2 protein-coding genes and 1 pseudogene are annotated in these 19101 nt (G+C 75.8%); all 3 read right to left on the bottom strand.

Annotated elements, in window-relative coordinates:
- The coding region (locus KWI83_RS24200) for a type I polyketide synthase (RefSeq protein ID WP_374106364.1) at window positions 1-1656 on the bottom strand (1656 nt) is incomplete at its 3' end.
- A gap of 51 nt (window positions 1657-1707) precedes the next feature.
- Window positions 1708-8301, bottom strand: a pseudogene (locus KWI83_RS24195) (SDR family NAD(P)-dependent oxidoreductase); the annotation flags it as partial.
- Between the two features lie 7 nt (window positions 8302-8308).
- Window positions 8309-19030, bottom strand: coding sequence for a non-ribosomal peptide synthetase (locus KWI83_RS24190; RefSeq protein ID WP_218516485.1), 10722 nt, complete (start codon window positions 19028-19030; stop codon window positions 8309-8311).
- Window positions 19031-19101 lie beyond the last annotated feature (71 nt).

Here is a 19101-nt window from a genome sequence, read left to right as displayed (position 1 = left end):
GTCGCCCACGGCTCGCCCGCGGATCACGTCGGCCGCCTCGGCGCCCTCCGCGACGGCGGCCAGGCCGGCCAGCAGCGCGTCGCGGTCGCCGCCCAGGACGACGGCGCGGTGCTCGAAGGCCGTGCGGGTGCTGGTGAGCGCGAGGGCCACGTCGTAAGGGCCGGCATCGAGCGCGGGCGGGTGCGCGAGGAGGCGTGCAGCCTGGGCACTCAGGCCGGCCGCCGTGCGGGACGACAGCGTCCACGGGACGAGCGGCAGGGTGCGGTCCGTGGATTCCGCGGCGGGTTCGGGCCGCGGGGTTGCCTGTTCGAGGATGACGTGAGCGTTGGTGCCGGACACGCCGAAGGACGACACGCCCGCGCGGCGGGGCTGTTCGGTCCGCGGCCACGGGCGCTGCTCGGTGAGCAGTTCCACGGCGCCAGCGGTCCAGTCGACGTGCGGGGACGGCCCGTCCACGTGCAGCGTGCGCGGGAGCACGCCGTGCCGCATGGCCTGCACCATCTTGATGACACCGGCCACACCGGCGGCGGCCTGGGTGTGCCCGATGTTGGACTTCACCGAGCCCAGCCACAGCGGCTGTTCGCGCTCCTGGCCGTAGGTGGCGAGCAGCGCCCGCGCCTCGATCGGGTCGCCCAGCCGGGTGCCCGTACCGTGCGCCTCGACGGCGTCGACCTGGCCTGCGGCCAGCAGGGCGTCGGCCAGCGCCTGGCGGATCACGCGTTGCTGGGCGAGTCCGTTGGGTGCGGTGAGCCCGCTGCTGGCCCCGTCCTGGTTGATGGCGGTGCCGCGTACGACGGCCAGCACGGGGTGGCCGTTGCGGCGGGCGTCCGAGAGCCGTTCCAGGACGAGCATGCCCGCGCCCTCGGCGAAGCCGAACCCGTCCGCGGCCGCGGCGAACGCCTTGCAGCGGCCGTCGGCCGCGAGGGCCCGCTGCCGGCTGTACTCGGTGAACACGGCGGGCGTGGACAGGACGGTGGCTCCGCCGGTGAGCGCCAGCGTGCACTCGCCGGCGCGCAGGGAGCGGACGGCGAGGTGCAGGGCGACCAGGGAGGAGGAGCAGGCGGTGTCGACGGAGAGGGCGGGGCCCTCCAGGCCGAGGGTGTAGGAGACCCGGCCGGAGAGCACGCTGGGCGAGGTGCCGGTGACGACGTACCCCTCCAGTTCGGTGGCCACCGGGCCGGTGATGTCGGAGTAGTCCTCGCTGCTGAAGCCGACGAACACGCCGGTGGCGCTGCCGCGCAGGCCGGCCGGGTCGATGCCGGCCCGCTCCAGGGCCTCCCAGGAGGTCTCCAGGACCAGCCGCTGCTGCGGATCCATGGCGAGGGCCTCGCGCGGGCTGATGCCGAAGAAACCGGCGTCGAAGTCCCCGGCCGTCTCGAGGAATCCGCCCTCACGGGCGTAGGAGGTGCCGGGCCGGTCGGGGTCCGGGTCGTAGACCGAGGCCATGTCCCAGCCGCGGTCGGTGGGGAACGCCGAGACCGCGTCGGTCCCGGCGGTCACCAGCCGCCACAGGTCCTCGGGGGAGGCCACGCCGCCGGGGTAGCGGCAGGCCATGCCCACGACGGCGATCGGCTCGCGGTCGCGGGCCTCGGCCTCGCGCAGCCGGCGCCGGGCGACCTGCAGATCGCCCGTGACCTGCTTGAGGTAGTCGAGCAGTTTGGTCTCGTCAGCCATCGGTGCACCCCCGTGCGGTTCGTTCGGCGCGGGTCACGAGATGCCCCGGTCGATCAGGTCGAAGAGTTCGTCGGCGGTGACGCCGTCCAGTGCGGCCCGCTCGGGTGCGTCGCCGGTCTCCTGCGTGCCCCAGCGGGCCGCCAGCTCCCGCAGGTGCGCGGCGACGCGGGCCCGGTCGGTGCCGTCGGCCGGCAGTCCGCCGAGGGCGGTCTCCACCCGGGCGAGTTCGGCGATGATCCGGTCGGCGGCCGCCTCGTCGGACTCGGTCGGCAGCAGCGCGGCGAGCAGGTGGTCGGCGAGCGCGGCCGGGTTGGGGTGGTCGAACACGAGGGTGGTGGGCAGCCGCAGGCCGGTGGCAACGCCCAGGCGGTTGCGCAGTTCGACGGCGGTCAGCGAGTCGAACCCCAGCTCTTTGAAGCCGCGGTCGGGCGTGACCGCGTCGGTTCCGCGGTGTCCGAGGACGTCGGCTGCCTGGCCGCGGACGACGTCGAGCAGGGCGGGGGCGCGCTCCGGCACGGGCAGCGCGGTGATCCGCGCCACCAGGGCCGCCGCGTCGGACGCCGGGCGGGCGGCGGCCGGGGCGGCGAGCAGGCCGTGCAGCAGCGGCGGGGTGTGCGCGGCGGCCGGGGTGGCGAGGTTCAGGCGGGCGGTGACGGTCACCGCGTCGCCGGTGCGGGTGGCCGCGTCGAACAGGGCCAGTCCCTCGGCGGCGGCCATGGGCACGATGCGGTTCCGGCCGGCGCGGGCGACGTCGGTGGCGTCCAGGTGCCGGGTGAGGCCGGTGGCGTCGGCCCACAGGCCCCAGGCCGCGGCGGTGCCGGGCAGGCCGGCGGCGCGGCGCCGTTCGGCGAGCGCGTCGAGGAAAGCGTTGGCGGCGGCGTAGTTGGCCTGCGCGGGGGTGCCGAGGGTGGCCGCCGCGGAGGAGAACAGCACGAACGCGGACAGGCCCTGGCCCGCGGTGCGTTCGTGCAGGTGCCAGGCGGCGTCGGCCTTGGGGCGCAGCACGTCGGGCAGCCGGTCGGCGGTGAGTTCGCTCAGCACGCCGTCGTCCAGGGCGCCGGCGGTGTGCACGACCGCGGTCAGCGGGGCCTTCGCGAGCTGGTCGAGCAGGGCGTCGAGCGCGGCCGGGTCGGTGACGTCGCAGGTCTCGAAGCGGACGGTGGCGCCGGCCGCGCCGAGTTCGGCGACCAGGTCGGCGCTGCCGGGGGCGTCGGCGCCGCGGCGGCTGGCGAGGACCAGGTCGCGGGCGCCGTGTTCGGCCACCAGGTGCCGGGCGAGCATGCCGCCCAGCACGCCCGCGCCGGTGATCAGGACGGTGCCGTCGGCGTAGGGGGCGACGGTGAGCACGATCTTTCCGGTGTGCCGGGCCTGGGCCATGAACCGGAACGCGGAGCGCGCGTCGGTGAGCGGCCAGGTGCGGGTGGGCAGGCCGGTGATCTCGCCGGCCTCGGCGTGGGCGACGACCTCGGTCAGCAGGCTCTGGATCCGGTCGGGTCCGGCGTCCAGCAACAGGTCGAACGGGAGGTACTCGACGCCGGCCAGATCGGCCGGGTCTCGGCGGTCGGTCTTGCCGAGTTCCACGAACCGGCCGCCGCGCCGCAGCAGTCGGAGGGATGCGTCGACGAACTCACCGGCGAGCGAGTTCAGTACGACGTCCACCTCCGGGAAGCGGCGGGCGAAGTCGGTGTCCCGCGAGGAGGCCGTGTGCGCCTCGTCCAGGCCCAGTTCGCGCAGCACCGCGTGCTTGCCGGGGCTCGCCGTGGCGAACACCTCGGCACCGAGCAGCCGGGCCAGCTGCACGGCGGCCATGCCGACACCGCCGGCCGCCGCGTGCACCAGCACCCGCTCCCCCGGCCGGACCCGGGCGAGGTCGGCGAGGGCGTAGCGCGCGGTGGCGAAGGCGGACGGCAGGGCCGCGGCGCGGACCCAGGACCAGCCGGCGGGGACGGGCACCACGAGCCGCCGATCCACCACCGCGAGCGGGCCGAAACCGCCCGGCACCATGCCGAGGACGCGGTCGCCGACGGCGAGGCCGGTGACGTCCGGGGCGACCTCGACCACGGTGCCCGCGGCCTCGGAGCCGATCGCGTCGACGTCGTCGGGGTACATGTCGAGCGCGCACAGCACGTCACGGAAGTTCAGGCCCGCCGCGCGGACGGCGATGCGGACCTCGCCGGGGGCCAGGGGGGCGGTGGCGTCGAGGGCGGCGACGGCGTCGATGCCGTCCATGCTGCCGGGCCGTACCGCGTCGACGCGCCAGGCGTCGGCGCCGGCGGGCGGGCACAGCGCGGTCTCGGTGGCCCGGGTGAGCCGGGCGACGAGGCGTTCGCCGTCGCGGAGCGCGGTCTGCGGCTCGTCGCCGACGGACGGCACGGCGTCCAGCGAGGCGGGGGTGCCGTCGGTGTCGACCAGCAGGAACCGGTCGGGGTGCTCGGTCTGCGCGGAGCGCACCAGGCCCCACACCGCGGCGGCGGCCGGGTCGGGTACCTCGCCGGGGCGGGCGGCGACGGCGTGGCGGGTGACGACGGCGAGCCGGGCGTGGGCGAACCGCTCGTCGGCGAGCCACTCCCGCAGCAGCTCCAGCACCTGGGCAGTGGCCCGGTGGGTCGCGGCGACCACGTCGGCTTCGGTGCTGACGGGCGCGAGGACGAGGTCCACGGCGCCGGCGTCGATGCCGGTGAGGGTGCTGCTCAGGGGCGCGGTGAGGCCTGCCGGTCCGGTGCCGAGGACGGCGCAGCGGGCGGCGGCCGGTGTCTCGGTCCCGGGGGTCTGCCAGGCCACGCGGAACAGCGCGTCGCGGGTGCCGGCGGCGGCGACGGCGCGCAGCTGTCCCGTCGACGCCGGGCGCAGCCGCAGCGCGGCCAGCTCCAGGGCGGGGCGGCCCTCGCGGTCGGTCGCGGTCAGGCGCAGCGTGCCGGCGCTCTCCCGGACGGCGCGCACCCGCAGGAGACGGGCCGGGGCGGGGTGCACGGTGACGCCGGTCCAGGAGAACGGCAGCAGCAGGGGGGCGTCCGCGGGCTCGGCGGCGGGCACGGCCTGGGTGACGGCGTCGAGCAGCGCCGGGTGCACGAGGTGACCGGTGGTGTCGACGGTGTCGGGGAGTTCGACCTCGGCGTAGATCTCGGTGTCCCGGCGCCACAGGGCGCGCAGGCCGCGGAAGGCGGGCCCGTAGCCGTATCCGCGGGCGGCGAACCGGTCGTACACGTCCTCCAGCGGGACGGGCTCCGCGCCGGCCGGCGGCCATGCGCCGGCGACGGACTCGGAAGGCGCGGGCCGCGGTGCCAGGACGCCGGTGGCATGCCGGGTCCAGCCGTCGCCGGAGTGCGTGTGGACGGCGACCGTACGGCGTCCGGTCTCGTCGGCCCCGCGCACGGTGACGCGCAGGGTCAGGCCGTCGGCGGGCAAGCCGATCGGCGCGGCGAGGGTGAGTTCCTCGACCTGGGCGCAGCCGAGCCGGTGGCCGGCATGGGCCACGAGCTCCAGGACGGCGGTGCCGGGCAGCAGGGCGGCGCCCAGCACGGTGTGCTCGGTCACCCAGGGCAGCGTTTCGGGGCTGATTCGGCCGGTGAGGAGCAGGCCGCCGTTGTGGGGGAGTTCGGCCTCGGCGCCGAGCAGCGGATGCCCGCCGGAGCTGAGGCCGACGGCGGTGAGGTCGCCCGCGCCGGCGGCACCCGGGGCGAGCCAGTAGCGCTCGCGCTGGAAGGGGTAGGTGGGCAGTTCGACGGGGCGGGCGCCGACGGTGTCGAACAGGGGCCGCCAGTCGACGGGCACGCCGTGGGCGGCGGCCTCGGCCAGCGCGGTGGTGAAGCGCAGCAGGTCGCTCTCGTCGCGGCGCAGGGTGGCGGCCACGCGCAGCTCGGTGCCCTCGGCCTCGGCAGTCTGCTGCATGGCGACCGTCAGCACGGGGTGCGGGCTGATCTCCACGAAGCCGTGGTGGCCGGCGGCGAGCAGACCGCTGATCGCGTCCTGGAAGCGCACCGGCTCGCGCAGGTTGCGGTACCAGTAGCGGGCGTTCAGTTCGTGGCCGTCGATCCAGTCCGCGGTGACGGTGGAGTACAGGGGCACTTCGCCGTCCCGGGGCCTGACGCCCTTGAGGTCGGCGAGCAGCCGCCGGCGTACGGCCTCCACCTGCGGGGAGTGGGAAGCGTAGTCGGCGGCGACGCGGCCGGCCCGCAGTCCCTCGTCGTCGCAGAGGTCGAGGAGTTCCTCCAGGGCCTCGCGGTCGCCGGCGACGACCAGCGAGCGGGGGCTGTTGGCGGCGGCGATGCCGAGCCGGCCGGGCCAGCGCTCCAGCATCTTCTCGACGTCGGCGGCGGGGGCGGCGACGAAGCCCATGCCGCAGCGGCCGGGGAGGTCGGCGACGGCCTTGGCGCGCAGCGCGACGATCTTCGCCGCGTCGCCCAGGGTGAGGGCGCCGGCCACGCAGGCCGCGGCGATCTCGCCCTGGGAGTGGCCGACCACGGCCGACGGCACGACGCCGTGCGCGCGCCACAGCGCGGCCAGCGACACCATCAGCGCGAACAGCACCGGCTGTATGACGTCGACGCGGCCGAGCGGCGGGGCGCCCTCGGCGCCGCGCAGCACGTCCACGACCGACCAGTCCAGGTAGGGGGCGAGGGCGCGTTCGCACTCGGCCATGCGCGCCGCGAACACCGGGCTCTTGTCGAGGAGTTCGACGCCCATGCCGGTCCACTGGCCGCCTTGGCCGGCGAAGACGAAGACGACGCTGCCGTCGGCTCCGGCGGTGCCGCGGACCACGGCCGGGTCGGCGCCGCCGGCGGCGAGCACGTCCAGGCCGGCCAGGAGTCCGGCGCGGTCGTGGCCGACGACGGCGGCGCGGTGCTCGAATGCGGTGCGGCGGGTCGCCAGGGTGAACCCGACGTCGGCGGGGTGCAGTTCCGGGTCGGCGGTGACGAACTCGCGCAGCCGGACGGCTTGTTCGCGCAGGGCGGCCTCGTTGCGGGCGGACAGCTGCCAGGGCACGGGGACCGGGTCGGCCGGCCGGACCGTCGCATCCTCCTCGGCGACGGGTGCCTCCGCCACGATGACGTGGGCGTTGGTGCCGCTGACGCCGAACGAGGACACGCCGGCCCGGCGCGGGCGCTCGCCGCGGGGCCAGGGGCGGCGCTCGGTCAGCAGCCGTATGTCTCCGGAGACCCAGTCGACGTGCGGGGTGGGCTCGTCGACGTGCAGGGTCTTCGGGAGCAGTCCGTGCTGGAGCGCGAGCACCGTCTTGATCACTCCGCCGACGCCGGCGGCTGACTGGGTGTGGCCGAGGTTGGACTTCAAAGAGCCGAGCCACAGCGGCTGTTCGCGGTCCTGGCCGTAGGAGGCGAGCAGGGCCTGGGCCTCGATGGGGTCGCCGAGGGTGGTGCCGGTGCCGTGGCCCTCGACGGCGTCCACGTCGGCGGGGGCGAGGCCGGCGTCGGCCAGGGCCTGCCGTACGACGCGCTGCTGGGCGGCGCCGCTGGGCGCGGTGAGGCCGTTGGAGGCGCCGTCCTGGTTGATGGCGGTGCCGGGCAGCAGGGCGAGCACCGGGTGGCCGTTGCGGCGGGCGTCGGAGAGCCGCTCCAGCAGGAGCATGCCGGCGCCCTCGGACCAGCCGAGCCCGTCGGCGGCCTTGGCGTAGGAGCGGCAGCGGCCGTCCTCGGACAGGCCGCCCTGCTTGGTGAAGTCGGTGAACAGCTCGGGGGTCGGCATGACGGTCACGCCGCCGGCGAGCGCGAGGGTGCTCTCGCCGGAGCGCAGCGCGCGCGCCGCGAGGTGCAGGGCGACCAGGGAGGAGGAGCAGGCGGTGTCCACCGTGAAGGCGGGGCCCTCCAGGCCCAGGACGTAGGAGATGCGGCCGGCGACGACGCTGGCCAGGCGGCCGGTGAGGGCGTGTCCGTCGCCGCCCTCGGGGATGCCCGCGAGCAGCGAGGAGTAGGACTGCGCGTTGGCGCCGACGAAGACGCCGACGCGGCCGCCCCGCCAGGATCCGGGGGCGACGCCGGCGCGCTCCAGCGCCTCCCAGCTGGTCTCCAGCAGCAGCCGCTGCTGCGGGTCCATCAGCTGGGCCTCGCGCGGGCTGATGCCGAAGAAGGCGGCGTCGAACCCGGCGACGTCGTCGAGGAATCCGCCGTGCCGGGCGCGGCTGGCCGAGGGGCTGTCCGGGTCGGCGAGGGCGGCGAGGTCCCAGCCGCGGTCGGTGGGGAACGGGGTGATGACGTCGCGTTCCTCCAGCAGCAGCCGCCACAGGTCGTCGGGGCTGGTGACGCCGCCCGGGTAGCGGCAGGCCATGCCGACGACCGCGACCGGGTCGTCGTCGGCGCGCCGTACCGGCTCGTCGTCGTCGGCGACGAGGACGTGCCGGCCGGAGGCCGCGTCGACCAGGACGTCCGCGAGGGCGCGGGCGGTGGGGTGGTCGTAGACGGCCGTTGTGGGCAGCTTCACGCCGGTGATCCGGCTGAGCCGGAGCAGCAGTTGGACGGCGGTCAGCGAGCGCAGGCCCAGTTCGCGGATCGCCCGGTCCGGCGGTACGTCGGCGGCGGTGCCGAGGTCGAGGACCTCCGCGACCTGCGTGAGCACCAGGTCCAGGACGACGCGCCGGCGCTCGGGCTCGGGCAGACCGGCGAGCCGGTGCGTCAGAGCGGGCTCAGTCATGGGTGGTCCCCTCCAGCGGGTCCGGTGCGTGCAGTGCGGAGACGGGCAGGCCGGGGTCGGCGAGTGCGGCCTGCAGGGTCGCGGTGGTGTCGGCCAGCAGGCGGCCCACGGTGCCGCTGTCGAGTGCGGCGGCGCGGTGGACGACGTGGCCGGTGAGGCCGCCGTCGGGGTCCTCGACCAGGTGGACCTCGAGGTGCCAGCGCGCGTAGGTGTGTTCGCCGGTGTACTGCTCGACGCGGGCGCCGGGCAGGCCGAGTTCGCCCAGTTCGACGTTGACGAGCTGGAACACGACGTCGACCAACGGCTGTTCGGGGTCCAGGCCGAGGCCTTCGACGACGCGTTCCCAGGGCAGTGCCTGGTGGGCGTAGGCGTCGACGGCGGTGTCCCGGACGCGGGCCATCAGGCCGGCGAAGGACGGGTCCCCGGAGAGGTCGACGCGCAGGGGCACGAAGTTGGCGAAGAAGCCGATCAGTCCCTCGACCTCGGCACGGGTGCGGCCCGCCACCGGGGAGCCCACGGCGAGGTCGTCCGTGCCGGCCCAGCGGGCGAGCGTGACCGTGAAGGCGGCCAGCAGGGTCATGTAGAGGGTGGCGTCGTGCTCGGCGCCGACCCGTCGGGCGGCGTCGACGAGGTCGGCGGGCAGCCGCCATTCGGTCAGCACGCCGGTGTCGTCCCGGGCCGCGTCGGCCGGGACGCCGGGCAGGGCGAGGGGCCGCAAACCCTCAAGCCGGCGGCGCCAGTGGTCGAGCTGGTCCTCCAGCGCGGCGCCGGTGAGCCAGGAGCGCTGCCAGACGGCGAAGTCGCCGTACTGGACGGGCAGTTCGGGCAGGTCCACCCGACGGCCGTCACGCAAGGCGGCGTAGGCGCTGGACAGTTCCGACCAGAGCACGCCCTGGGACCAGCCATCGGTGGCGATGTGATGCACCGTCAGCAGCAGGACGTGGTCGTCCGGGGCGATCCGCAGCAGGGCGGGCCGCAGCACGGGTCCGCCGACGAGGTCGAACGGCCGGGCCGCGGCCTCGTCGGCCAGGGCGCGGGCGGCGCTCTCGTCGGGTACGTCGACCGGCTCCAGCACGATGTCCGCGGCGGGCAGGACCACCGACGCGGGCTCCTCGCCCGGCACGAACACCGTGCGCAGCGCCTCGTGCCGGCGGACGACCTCGGTCAGGGCGCGGCCGAGCAGCCCCGCGTCGAGGTCGCCGGTGATCCGTACGGCCAGCGGGATCGTCCAGACGGGGTTGTCGGGGTCGGCCTCGTGCAGCCGCCACAGCCGCAACTGGCCCAGCGACAGTGACAGGGGCTCCTGCCGGGACACCCGCACCAGGGGCGGTACGGCGGCGCGGGGCGAAGCGGCGACGACCTCGGCGAGGGCGCGCGGGGTGCGGTGCTGGAACAGCTCGCGCAGGGACACCTCGGCGTCCAGCACCTCACGGATCCGGGCGACCGTGCGGGCCGCGACCAGCGAGTGTCCGCCCAGTGCGAAGAAGTCGTCGTCGATGCCGACCCGCCCGGTCTCCAGCACCTCGGCGAACACCTCGCACAGCGACTTCTCCTCGGCGGTGCGGGGCGCGGCGAAGCCGGTGTCGAGCGTGGTGCGCAGATCGGGGGCGGGCAGCGCGGCCCGGTCGATCTTGCCGGTGGTGGTCAGCGGGAACGCGTCCAGCGGGACGAGCGTCGAGGGCACCATGTAGTCCGGTACGTGGTCGGCGAGGTGGGCGCGCAGCCGGGCGGGCAGCGCGCCGTCGGTGCCGGGGACGGGCACGAGGTAGCCGACGAGCCGCTTGACGCCGGGGGTGTCCTCGCGGGCGACGACGACGGCGCGGGTCACCTCGGGGTGGCGCAGCAGGACGGCTTCGACCTCGCCGAGTTCGATGCGGAAGCCGCGGATCTTGACCTGGTGGTCGAGCCGGCCCAGGTACTCCAGGCTGCCGTCGGGCCGCCAGCGGCCCAGGTCGCCGGTGCGGTAGAGACGCGAGCCCGGCGGGCCGAACGGGTCGGGCACGAACTTCTGCGCGGTCAGTTCCGGCTTGCCGACGTAGCCGCGGGCGAGTCCGGGGCCGGCGAAGCACAGTTCGCCCGCGACGCCCACGGGAACGGGCCGCAGCCGGTCGTCCAGGACGTAGGCGCGGGAGTTGTCGACGGGTGTGCCCAGGTGGGCGGTCGGCGGCCAGTCGGTGACGTCACCGGGCAGGGTGCAGGCGGTGACGACCTGGATCTCGGTGGAGCCGTAGTGGTTGTGCAGCCGCAGGCCGGGCCGGGCGGCGCAGAACTCGCGCAGCACGCCGTCGAGCGTGAGCGGCTCGCCCGCCTGCGAGATGTGCCGCAGCGAGGTGAGCCGGGCCCGGCCGGCGTTGGCCTCCTCGGCGAGGGCCCGGATCATCAGGTTGGGCACGAAGATCTGCTCGACGGCCCGCTCGTCCAGCCAGCGGGCGAAGCGGGCCGGGTCCCGGCGGGTCTCCTCGGTGGGGATGACCAGCGTCTCGCCGTACAGGAGCGCGGAGAGCACCTCCTGCACATGCACGTCGAAGGTGAGGGCAGTGAACTGGGCGGTGCGCGTGCCGGGCCCGCCGGGTACCGCCTTCTTCTGCCAGGCCAGCATGTTCACCACGCACCGGGCGGGCATGGCGATGCCCTTGGGTACGCCGGTGGAGCCGGAGGTGTAGACGACGTACGCGAGCGAGTCCGGACCCGGCCGCTCACTCGCCTGTGCCGGGAGTGTCTCCTGGGGCGGGGCGTCCACGAGGACGAGGGCGGTGCCCTCGGTGAAGACGCCGACGCCGGCGCGGTCGGTGACGGCGACGGTCATCCGGGCGTCGTCCATGATGAGCCGGATCCGGTCCCGGGGGTGGCTGGGGTCGATCGGCACATAGGCCGCGCCGGCCTTGAGGATGCCGATCAGACCGGCCATCTGTGCGGTGCCGCGTTCCAGGCACAGCCCGACGACGTCGTCCGGCCGTACGCCCAGGCCCCGCAGTCCGGCGGCGATCCGCTCGGCCTCCTGGTCCAGTTCGGCGTAGGTGAGGGCGTCGTCCTCGCACTCCACGGCGCGGGCGTCGGGGGTGCGGGCGACCTGCTCGGCGAACAGCTCGGCGAGCGAGGCGTCCCGGTACGGCAGGGCCGTGTCGTTCCACTGCTCCAGCAGCCGGTGCCGGTCGGTGTCGTCCAGGAGGGACAGCGCGGACAGCGGGGCGTCCGGGTCGGCGAGGGCGGCGCGCAGCAGGACGGTGAGGTGGTGCAGCATCCGGCGGACCGTCTCCGCCTCGAACAGCGCGGTGGCGTGCAGCACGGTGCCGCGCACCCGGTCACCGTCCTCGGTGAGGTGCACCTCGAGGTCGACGCGGGTGAAGGCGTGCTCCTCCAGCAGCGGTTCCAGCCGGGCGGTGCCCAGCCGGTCGCCCTTGTCCCCGGGCGCCCGCATGAGCTGGAAGACGACCTGGACCAGTGGGTTGCGGGACAGGTCCCGCTCGGGGGCCAGCGTCTCCACCAGGTGCTCGAAGGGCAGGTCCTGGTGGTCCATGGCGCCCACCACGGTCTCCCGCACCCTGCCCAGCAGTTCGCGGAAGCTCGGGTCGCCGGAGGTGTCGGTGCGCAGCACCAGCATGTTGACGAAGAAGCCGATCAGCCGCTCCACCTCGGGGCGGGTACGGCCCGCCACCGGGGTGCCGACGGCGACGTCCTCGGTGCCGGCGAACCGCGCCAGGACGACGGTGAACGCGGTCAGCAGCGTCATGTAGAGGGTGGCGCTCTCGGTGTCGCCGAACGCGCGAGCGGCCCGGACCAGGTCCTCGGGCAGCTCCCACGGCTGGGAGGCGCCCGCCGCCCCGGCGACCGCGGGCCGGGGCCGGTCCAGCGGCAGCTCCAGGGGGCGCAGGCCGGCGAGCCGGGCCCGCCAGTAGGCAAGGTCCCGCTCCAGCTCGGCGCCGGTGAGCCGACCTTGCTGCCAGACGGCGAAGTCACCGTACTGGACGGGCAGTTCGGGCAGGTCGGCGTCCTGTCCGGCCAGCTCGGCGCGGTAGGCCTCGGCCAGCTCGCCCCAGAAGACGGCGTGCGACCAGCCGTCGGTGACCGCGTGGTGGGCGGTGATCAGCAGCGCGTGGTCCTCGGGCGCGAGCCGCAGCACGCGGGCGCGCAGCAGCGGCCCTTCGGCCAGGTCGAAGGGGAGCGCTGCGTCCGCCTCGGCCAGGGCGCGCACCTCGGTCTCGTCGGCGACGTCCGTGACCGGGAGCCGGAGCGGGGCCGCGGGCCGGACGCGGGCCACCGGCTCGCCGCCGTCGGCGGCGAAGACCGTGCGCAGCACCTCGTGGCGGGCGACCACCAGGGACAGGGCGCGGCCGAGGGCGTGGACGTCGAGCGGGCCGCGGGCGCGTACGCCCATCGCCACGTTCCAGAAGCCGCTGTCCGGGGTGAGCCGGTCCAGGAACCACAGGCGCCGCTGGGAGGACGACAGCGGCAGCGCGCCGTCGCGGCGGGCCGGCCGGATCACGTCCGTGACGGCGACGGGCGCGCCGAGGGTCTCGGCGAGCCGGCGCGGGGTGCGCCGTTCGAAGACCGCCTGGAGCGGCACGTCGGGCCCGAAGCGGGCGCGGATCCGGGCGATGGCCCGGGTGGCCAGCAGCGAGTGTCCGCCGAGGGCGAAGAAGTCGTCGTCGGCGCCCACCGGGTGGACGTCCAGCACCTCGGCGAAGATGCCGCACAGCACCCGCTCCGCCTCGGTGGCGGGCGGGACGTATCCGCTCTCGGCGACCGAGCGGGTGTCGGGGGCGGGCAGGGCCCGGCGGTCGATCTTGCCGGTGGTGGACAGCGGGAACGCGTCGAGCGCCACGAACGCCGACGGCACCATGTAGTCGGGTACGGCGCCCGCGGCGTGGGCGCGCAGCGCGGGCAGCACGCCCTCGTCCACGTCCGGCTCCAGCACCACGTAGGCGACCAGGCGCTTGTCGCCCGGGGCGTCCTCGCGGACGGCGACGGTGACCTGGGAGACCGCCGGGTGGCGCAGCAGCGCGGCCTCGACCTCGCCGGGCTCCACCCGGAAGCCGCGGATCTTGACCTGGACGTCGGCGCGGCCGAGGAACTCCAGCGCGCCGCCGGGAAGCCACCGTACGACGTCGCCGGTGCGGTACATCCGCTCGCCGGGCCCGCCCCACGGGTCGGGCACGAACTTCTCGGCGGTCAGGTCGGGCCGGCCCAGGTAGCCGCGGGCCACGCGAGGCCCGGCGACGACGAGTTCGCCGCTCACGCCGAGCGGCGCGGGGCGCAGGGCGTCGTCGAGGACGTACACCCGGGTGTTGTCGATCGGCGCGCCGATGGGGACCCGGGAGCCGGCGAGCCGGAAGCCGGGTTCCATCGGAAACAGGGTGGTGAACGCGGTCGCCTCGGTCGGGCCGTAGGCGTCGACCACGGTGAGGTGCGGGTGGGCGGCCATCACCTGGGCGACGGTCTCGCCGGACACGGCCTCGCCGCCGGTGAGGACCTCGCGCAGCCCGCCGAAGCAGTCCATGCACTCCTCGGCGAGCAGGCTGAACAGGGGCGCGGGCAGGCACATGGCGGTGACGCCGTGCTCGCGGATGAGCCGGTCGAAGGTGTGCGGTTCGACATGCTCGTCGGCGGCGACGACGATCTGCTTGCCGGCCAGCAGGAACGGCCACAGTTCGTAGGTCGAGATGTCGGTGGCCAGCGGGTAGTGCAGCAGCACCCGTTCGTGGTTGCCGTTGCTCCAGCGGCGGTCGGCGGCCAGCACGACGACGTTGCGGTGGGTGACGGCCACACCCTTGGGTTCGCCGCTGGAGCCGGAGGTGTAGATGACGTACGCCGTGGTGTCGGGGTGCGGGTCGAGGCCGGGGTCGGTGTCGGGGCCGGGCCCCGGGTCGGTCACGTCGAGCACGGTCAGCCCGTCGGTGCCGGGCACCGGGCGGTCGGCGATCACGACACGCAGCCCGGAGGTGGCGATGATGCGCTCGGTGCGGCCCGGAGGGTTGCGCGGGTCGAGCGGCACATAGGCGGCGCCCGCCTTGAGCACGCCCAGGACGGCGGCGACCATGCCGGTGGAGCGTCCGGTGGCCACGCCGACCGGCTCGTCGGCACCGACGCCGTGGGCGAGCAGCAGGTGGGCGAAGCGGTTGGCGCGCCGGTCCAGTTCCGCGTAGGTGACCCGTTCGTCGCCGCAGACGAGCGCGACGGCGCCGGGGGTGCGGGCGGCCTGCTCGGCGTAGAGCCGGGGCACGGAGCCGTCGGGCAGCGCGACGGCCGTGTCGTTCCAGGCGATCAAGGTGCGGTGCCGGTCGGTGGCGTCGAGCATGGTCACCGCGGACACCTGCCGGTCGGGGTCGGCGAGGACCTCGCCGAGCACGACCGACACATGGTGCATCAGCTGGCGGACGGTGTCGGCGTCGAACAGGTCGGCCGCGTACAGGACGGTCGCGCGGACCTCGTCGCCGGACTCGATGGCGTGCACCTCGAGGTCCATCCGGGTGTACGCGTGGTCGATGTCGAACGGCTCGGCCTGGGCGCCCTGCCACCAGGGCCGCCGCGGCGCGTCGGTCAGCAGCTGGAACGCCACCTGCACCAGCGGGTTGCGGGATAGGTCGCGCTCGGGGCGCAGCCGTTCCACCAGGTGCTCGAACGGCACGTCCTGGTGCTCGACGGCGCCGACGACGGACTTTCGTACCCGGCCGAGGAGTTCGTGGAAGGTCGGGTCGCCGGACAGGTCGGTGCGGACGGCGACGACGTTGACGAAGAAGCCGATGAGCGCCTCGGTCTCGGCGCGGGTCCGGCCGGCCATCGGCGAGCCCACGGCGACGTCCTCGGTGCGGGCGTACCGGGACAGGACGAGGGTGAACGCGGCGAGGAGCACCATGTAGAGCGTGGCGCCCTCGCGGGCGGCGACGGCCCTGGCGTCCCGGATCACCTCGGCGGGCAGCTCCCAGAACAGGGTTCCGGCGCGGCCGGTGGCGACGGCGGGGCGGGCCTTGTCCAGCGGCAGTTCCAGCGGAGCGAGGCCCGCCAGCCGGTCGGTCCAGTAGCCGGCCCGGCGCTCCAGTACGTCGCCGGACAGCCAGGACCGCTGCCAGACGGCGAAGTCGCCGTACTGCACGGGCAGTTCGGGCAGGGTGGTGCCGTCGTAGGCGGCGGCGACCTCGGCCCACAGCAGGGCCTGGGACCAGCCGTCGGTCGCGATGTGGTGGACGGCGACGACGAGCACGTGGTCGTCGGGGGCGAGCCGGAGCAGCGTGGCGCGCAGCAGCGGACCGGCGGCCAGATCGAACCCGATGGACAGCTCGGCGGAGGCCGCGGCGCGTGCCGCGTCGGCGTCCGGTACGTCGATCACCCGCAGGGCGACGGGCGCGGCGGCGCCGACGACCGCGGCCGGCATGCCGTCCGCGACGGTGAAGGTGGTGCGCAGGGTCTCGTGGCGGGCGACGACCGCGGTCAGGGCGCCGGCGAGCCGCTCCTCCTCCAGCGGGCCGCGCACCCGGAGGGCGCCGCCGGAGGTGTATGAGGCGCTGCCGGGGGTGAGCTGGTCCAGGAACCACATGCGCTGCTGGGCGTAGGACAGCGGCAGCGGCCGGCCGCGGTCGGCCGGCTCCAGAGGCGGCGCCGGGTCGGCGGGGCTCGCGGTGCCGGTGACGACGGCGGCCAGGGTCCGCGGGGTGCGGTGCTCGAACACCTCGCGCAGCGGTATCTCGGTGCCGAGGACGCGGGTGGCACGGGCGACGAGACGGGTGGCGAGCAGTGAGTGTCCGCCGCGGGCGAAGAAGTCGTCCTCGGCGCCGACGGCGTCGACGTCGAGCAGTTCGGCGAAGATGCGGCACAGGGCGCGCTCGGCGTCGGTGCGGGGCGTGGCCGTGCCGGCGTCCGCGGTCTGTGCCGGGGCGGGCAGCGCGGCGCGGTCGACCTTGCCGGTGGTGGTCAGCGGCAGCGCGTCGGCGAGGACGAACGCCGAGGGCACCAGGTAGTCGGGCAGGGCGGCCGCCGCGTGGGCGCGCAGGGCCGCGGTGTCGGTGGTGTGGCCGGCGCGCGGGACGACGTGGGCGACGAGCCGCTTGCCGGCCGGGCCGTCGCCGCGCACCACGACGGCGGCGCGGGCGACGGCGGGGTGGGCGGCCAGCACGGCCTCGACCTCGCCGGGCTCCACCCGCAGGCCGCGCAGCTTGGCCTGGTCGTCGGCCCGGCCGAGGAACTCCAGGACGCCGTCGGGGTGACGGCGCACCACGTCGCCGGTGCGGTACATGCGGCTGCCCGCCGGTCCGAACGGGTCGGGCAGGAAGCGTTCGGCGGTGGCCGCCGGCCGGCCCGCGTAGCCGCGGGCGAGGCGCGGGCCGCCGACGTACAGCTCGCCGGGCACGCCGAACGGGACGGGCCGCAGCCGGTCGTCGAGGACGTAGGCGCGGGTGTTGTCCAGGGGGCTGCCGATGGGCACCCGGCCGCCGGGGGCCGGGTCGGCCGGCGCGATGGGGTGCAGGGTGGCGAAGGTGGTGGTCTCGGTGGGGCCGTAGCCGTTGACGACCGTCAGCTCCGGGTGGGCCGCGCGGACGCGGGCCACGGTCGCGGGGGACACGGTGTCGCCGCCGACGACGAGTTCGCGGACGCCGGCCAGGCAGGTGACGTCCTCCTCGGCCACGAGGTCGAACAGGCCGGAGGTCAGCCACAGCGCGGTGACGCCCTGTTCGGCGACGACGCCGGCGAGGGCGCGCGGGCCGAGGGCGCCGGGCGGGGCGACGACGACGCGGCGGCCGGACAGCAGCGGGGACCACAGTTCGTAGGTGGAGGCGTCGAACGCCTGCGGGGAGTGCAGCAGGACCCGGTCGTGGGCGCCGCCCGACCAGCGCCGGTGGAGGGCGAGGCCGGCCACGGCGCGATGGGTGGTGGCGACGGCCTTGGGGGTGCCGGTGGAACCGGAGGTGGACATCACGTACGCCAGGCCGTCGGGGCGGACGGTGACCGGCGGGGCGGTGTCGGGGACGGTGTCCGGGACGTCGCGCAGGTCCACGGCGGGCAGGTGCTCGGTGCCGGCGGGGGCGGGGCCGCCGTCGGTGAGCAGGAGCGCGGCGCCGGTGTCGGCGAGGACGGCGCGGGTCCGGGCGGCTGGGTTGCGGACGTCGAGCGGCAGGTAGGCACCGCCCGCCTTGAGCACCGCGAGCACGGCGACGACCAGGTGCGCGGAGCGTTCGGCCGCCAGCGCGACGACGCGCTCGGGGCCGACGCCGTGACCGGCCAGGACGTGGGCGAGCCGGTTGGCCGCGCGGTCCAGCCGGGCGTAGGTGAGGTGCTCGGCGCCGTCGGCCACGGCGACGGCGTCCGGGGTGCGGGCGGCCTGTGCGGCGAAGAGTTCGGGCAGCGAGGCCTCGGGGAGCGGCACGTCGGTGCCCCGCGCGGCCTTCTGAAGCGCGGCGTCCTCGCCGGTGTCGGTCATCGGCAGCCGGGACAGCGGCGTGTCCGGCTCGGCGCACGCGGCGCGCAGCAGCGCGGTCAGGTGGCGGGCCAGCCGCTCGACGGTCTCCCGGTCGAACAGGGCGCGGCTGTAGTTGATCAGTCCGCCGACGCTGCCGTCGGTGTCCTCGCCGAGGTAGACCTCGAGGTCCATACGGGTGAACGCGCGGTCGCCTGCGAAGGGTTCGGCGGTGGTCCCGGGGAAGGGGGCCGGGCGGGCGGCGGGCCGGGGCACGTACTGGAAGACGACCTGGGCCAGCGGGTTGCGGGACAGATCGCGCTCCGGGACCAGCCGCTCCACCAGGTACTCGAACGGCACGTCCTGGTGCGCCAGCTCGTCCACCGAGGCGGCGCGGACACGCTCGACCAGCTCCGCGAAGGTGGGATCGCCGCCGAGGTCGGTGCGGGTGACGACGGTGTTGACGAAGAACCCGATCAGCGGCTCGACCTCGGCCACGGGCCGGCCGGCGACCGGCTGGGCGACGGCGACGTCCTCGGTGCGCGCGTGCCGGCCGAGGACCGCGCTGAACGCGGCCAGCAGGGTCATGTGCAGGGTCGCGCCCTGCCGTGCGGCCACGGTCCGGGCGGCGGCGACGGCGTCGGCCGGCAGCCTCCATGTGACGACGCCGCCCTCGGCGGAGGCCACCGCGGGGCGGGGCCGGTCGAGCGGCAGTTCCAGTGGGGGCAGCCCGGCCAGGCGGTCACGCCAGAAGGCCAGCCGCTGTTCCAGTACGGCGGGCGAGAGCGTACGGCGCTGCCAGGTGGCGAAGTCGGCGTACTGCACGGGCAGTTCGGGCAGGGCGGGCCGGCGGCCCTCGGCCAGGGCCGCGTAGGCCGTGGTCAGTTCGGTCCACAGCAGGCCGTGCGACCAGCCGTCGGTGGCGATGTGGTGGACCGTCAGCAGCAGGACGTGGTCGTCGGCGGCGAGCCGGAGCAGGCGGGCGCGCAGCAGGGGGCCCTTGGTGAGGTCGAAGGGGCGCGCGGCCTCCTCGCCGGCCAGCCGCTCGGCGTCGGCCTCGTCGGCGGCGTCGGTCACGGGTACGGGCACCGGCCGCGGCGGCAGGACGACGGCACCGGGGACGCCCTCCTGGTCGGCGAAGACGGTGCGCAGGGTCTCGTGGCGGGCCACGACGGCGCTCAGCGCCCGGGCCAGCAGGCCGGCGTCCAGCGGGCCGCGGACGCGCACCGCCGTGCCGAAGTTGTAGAAGGCGCTGTCCGGCATGAGCCGGTCGAGGAACCACAGCCGCTGCTGGGCGAACGACAGTTCCAGCGGCTGGTCGCGGGGCACACGGGTGATGCCCGCCGGTGTCGTACCCTTTCTCGCCGTGCGCTCCCGGAGCCGATTCAGTGCCGAGTCCA

The organism is Streptomyces sp. TRM70350 (assembly GCF_019219825.1).
GTDB lineage: Bacteria > Actinomycetota > Actinomycetes > Streptomycetales > Streptomycetaceae > Streptomyces.
Note: the sequence above shows the minus strand (reverse complement) of the source record. Positions and strands in the feature narration are given on the sequence as shown.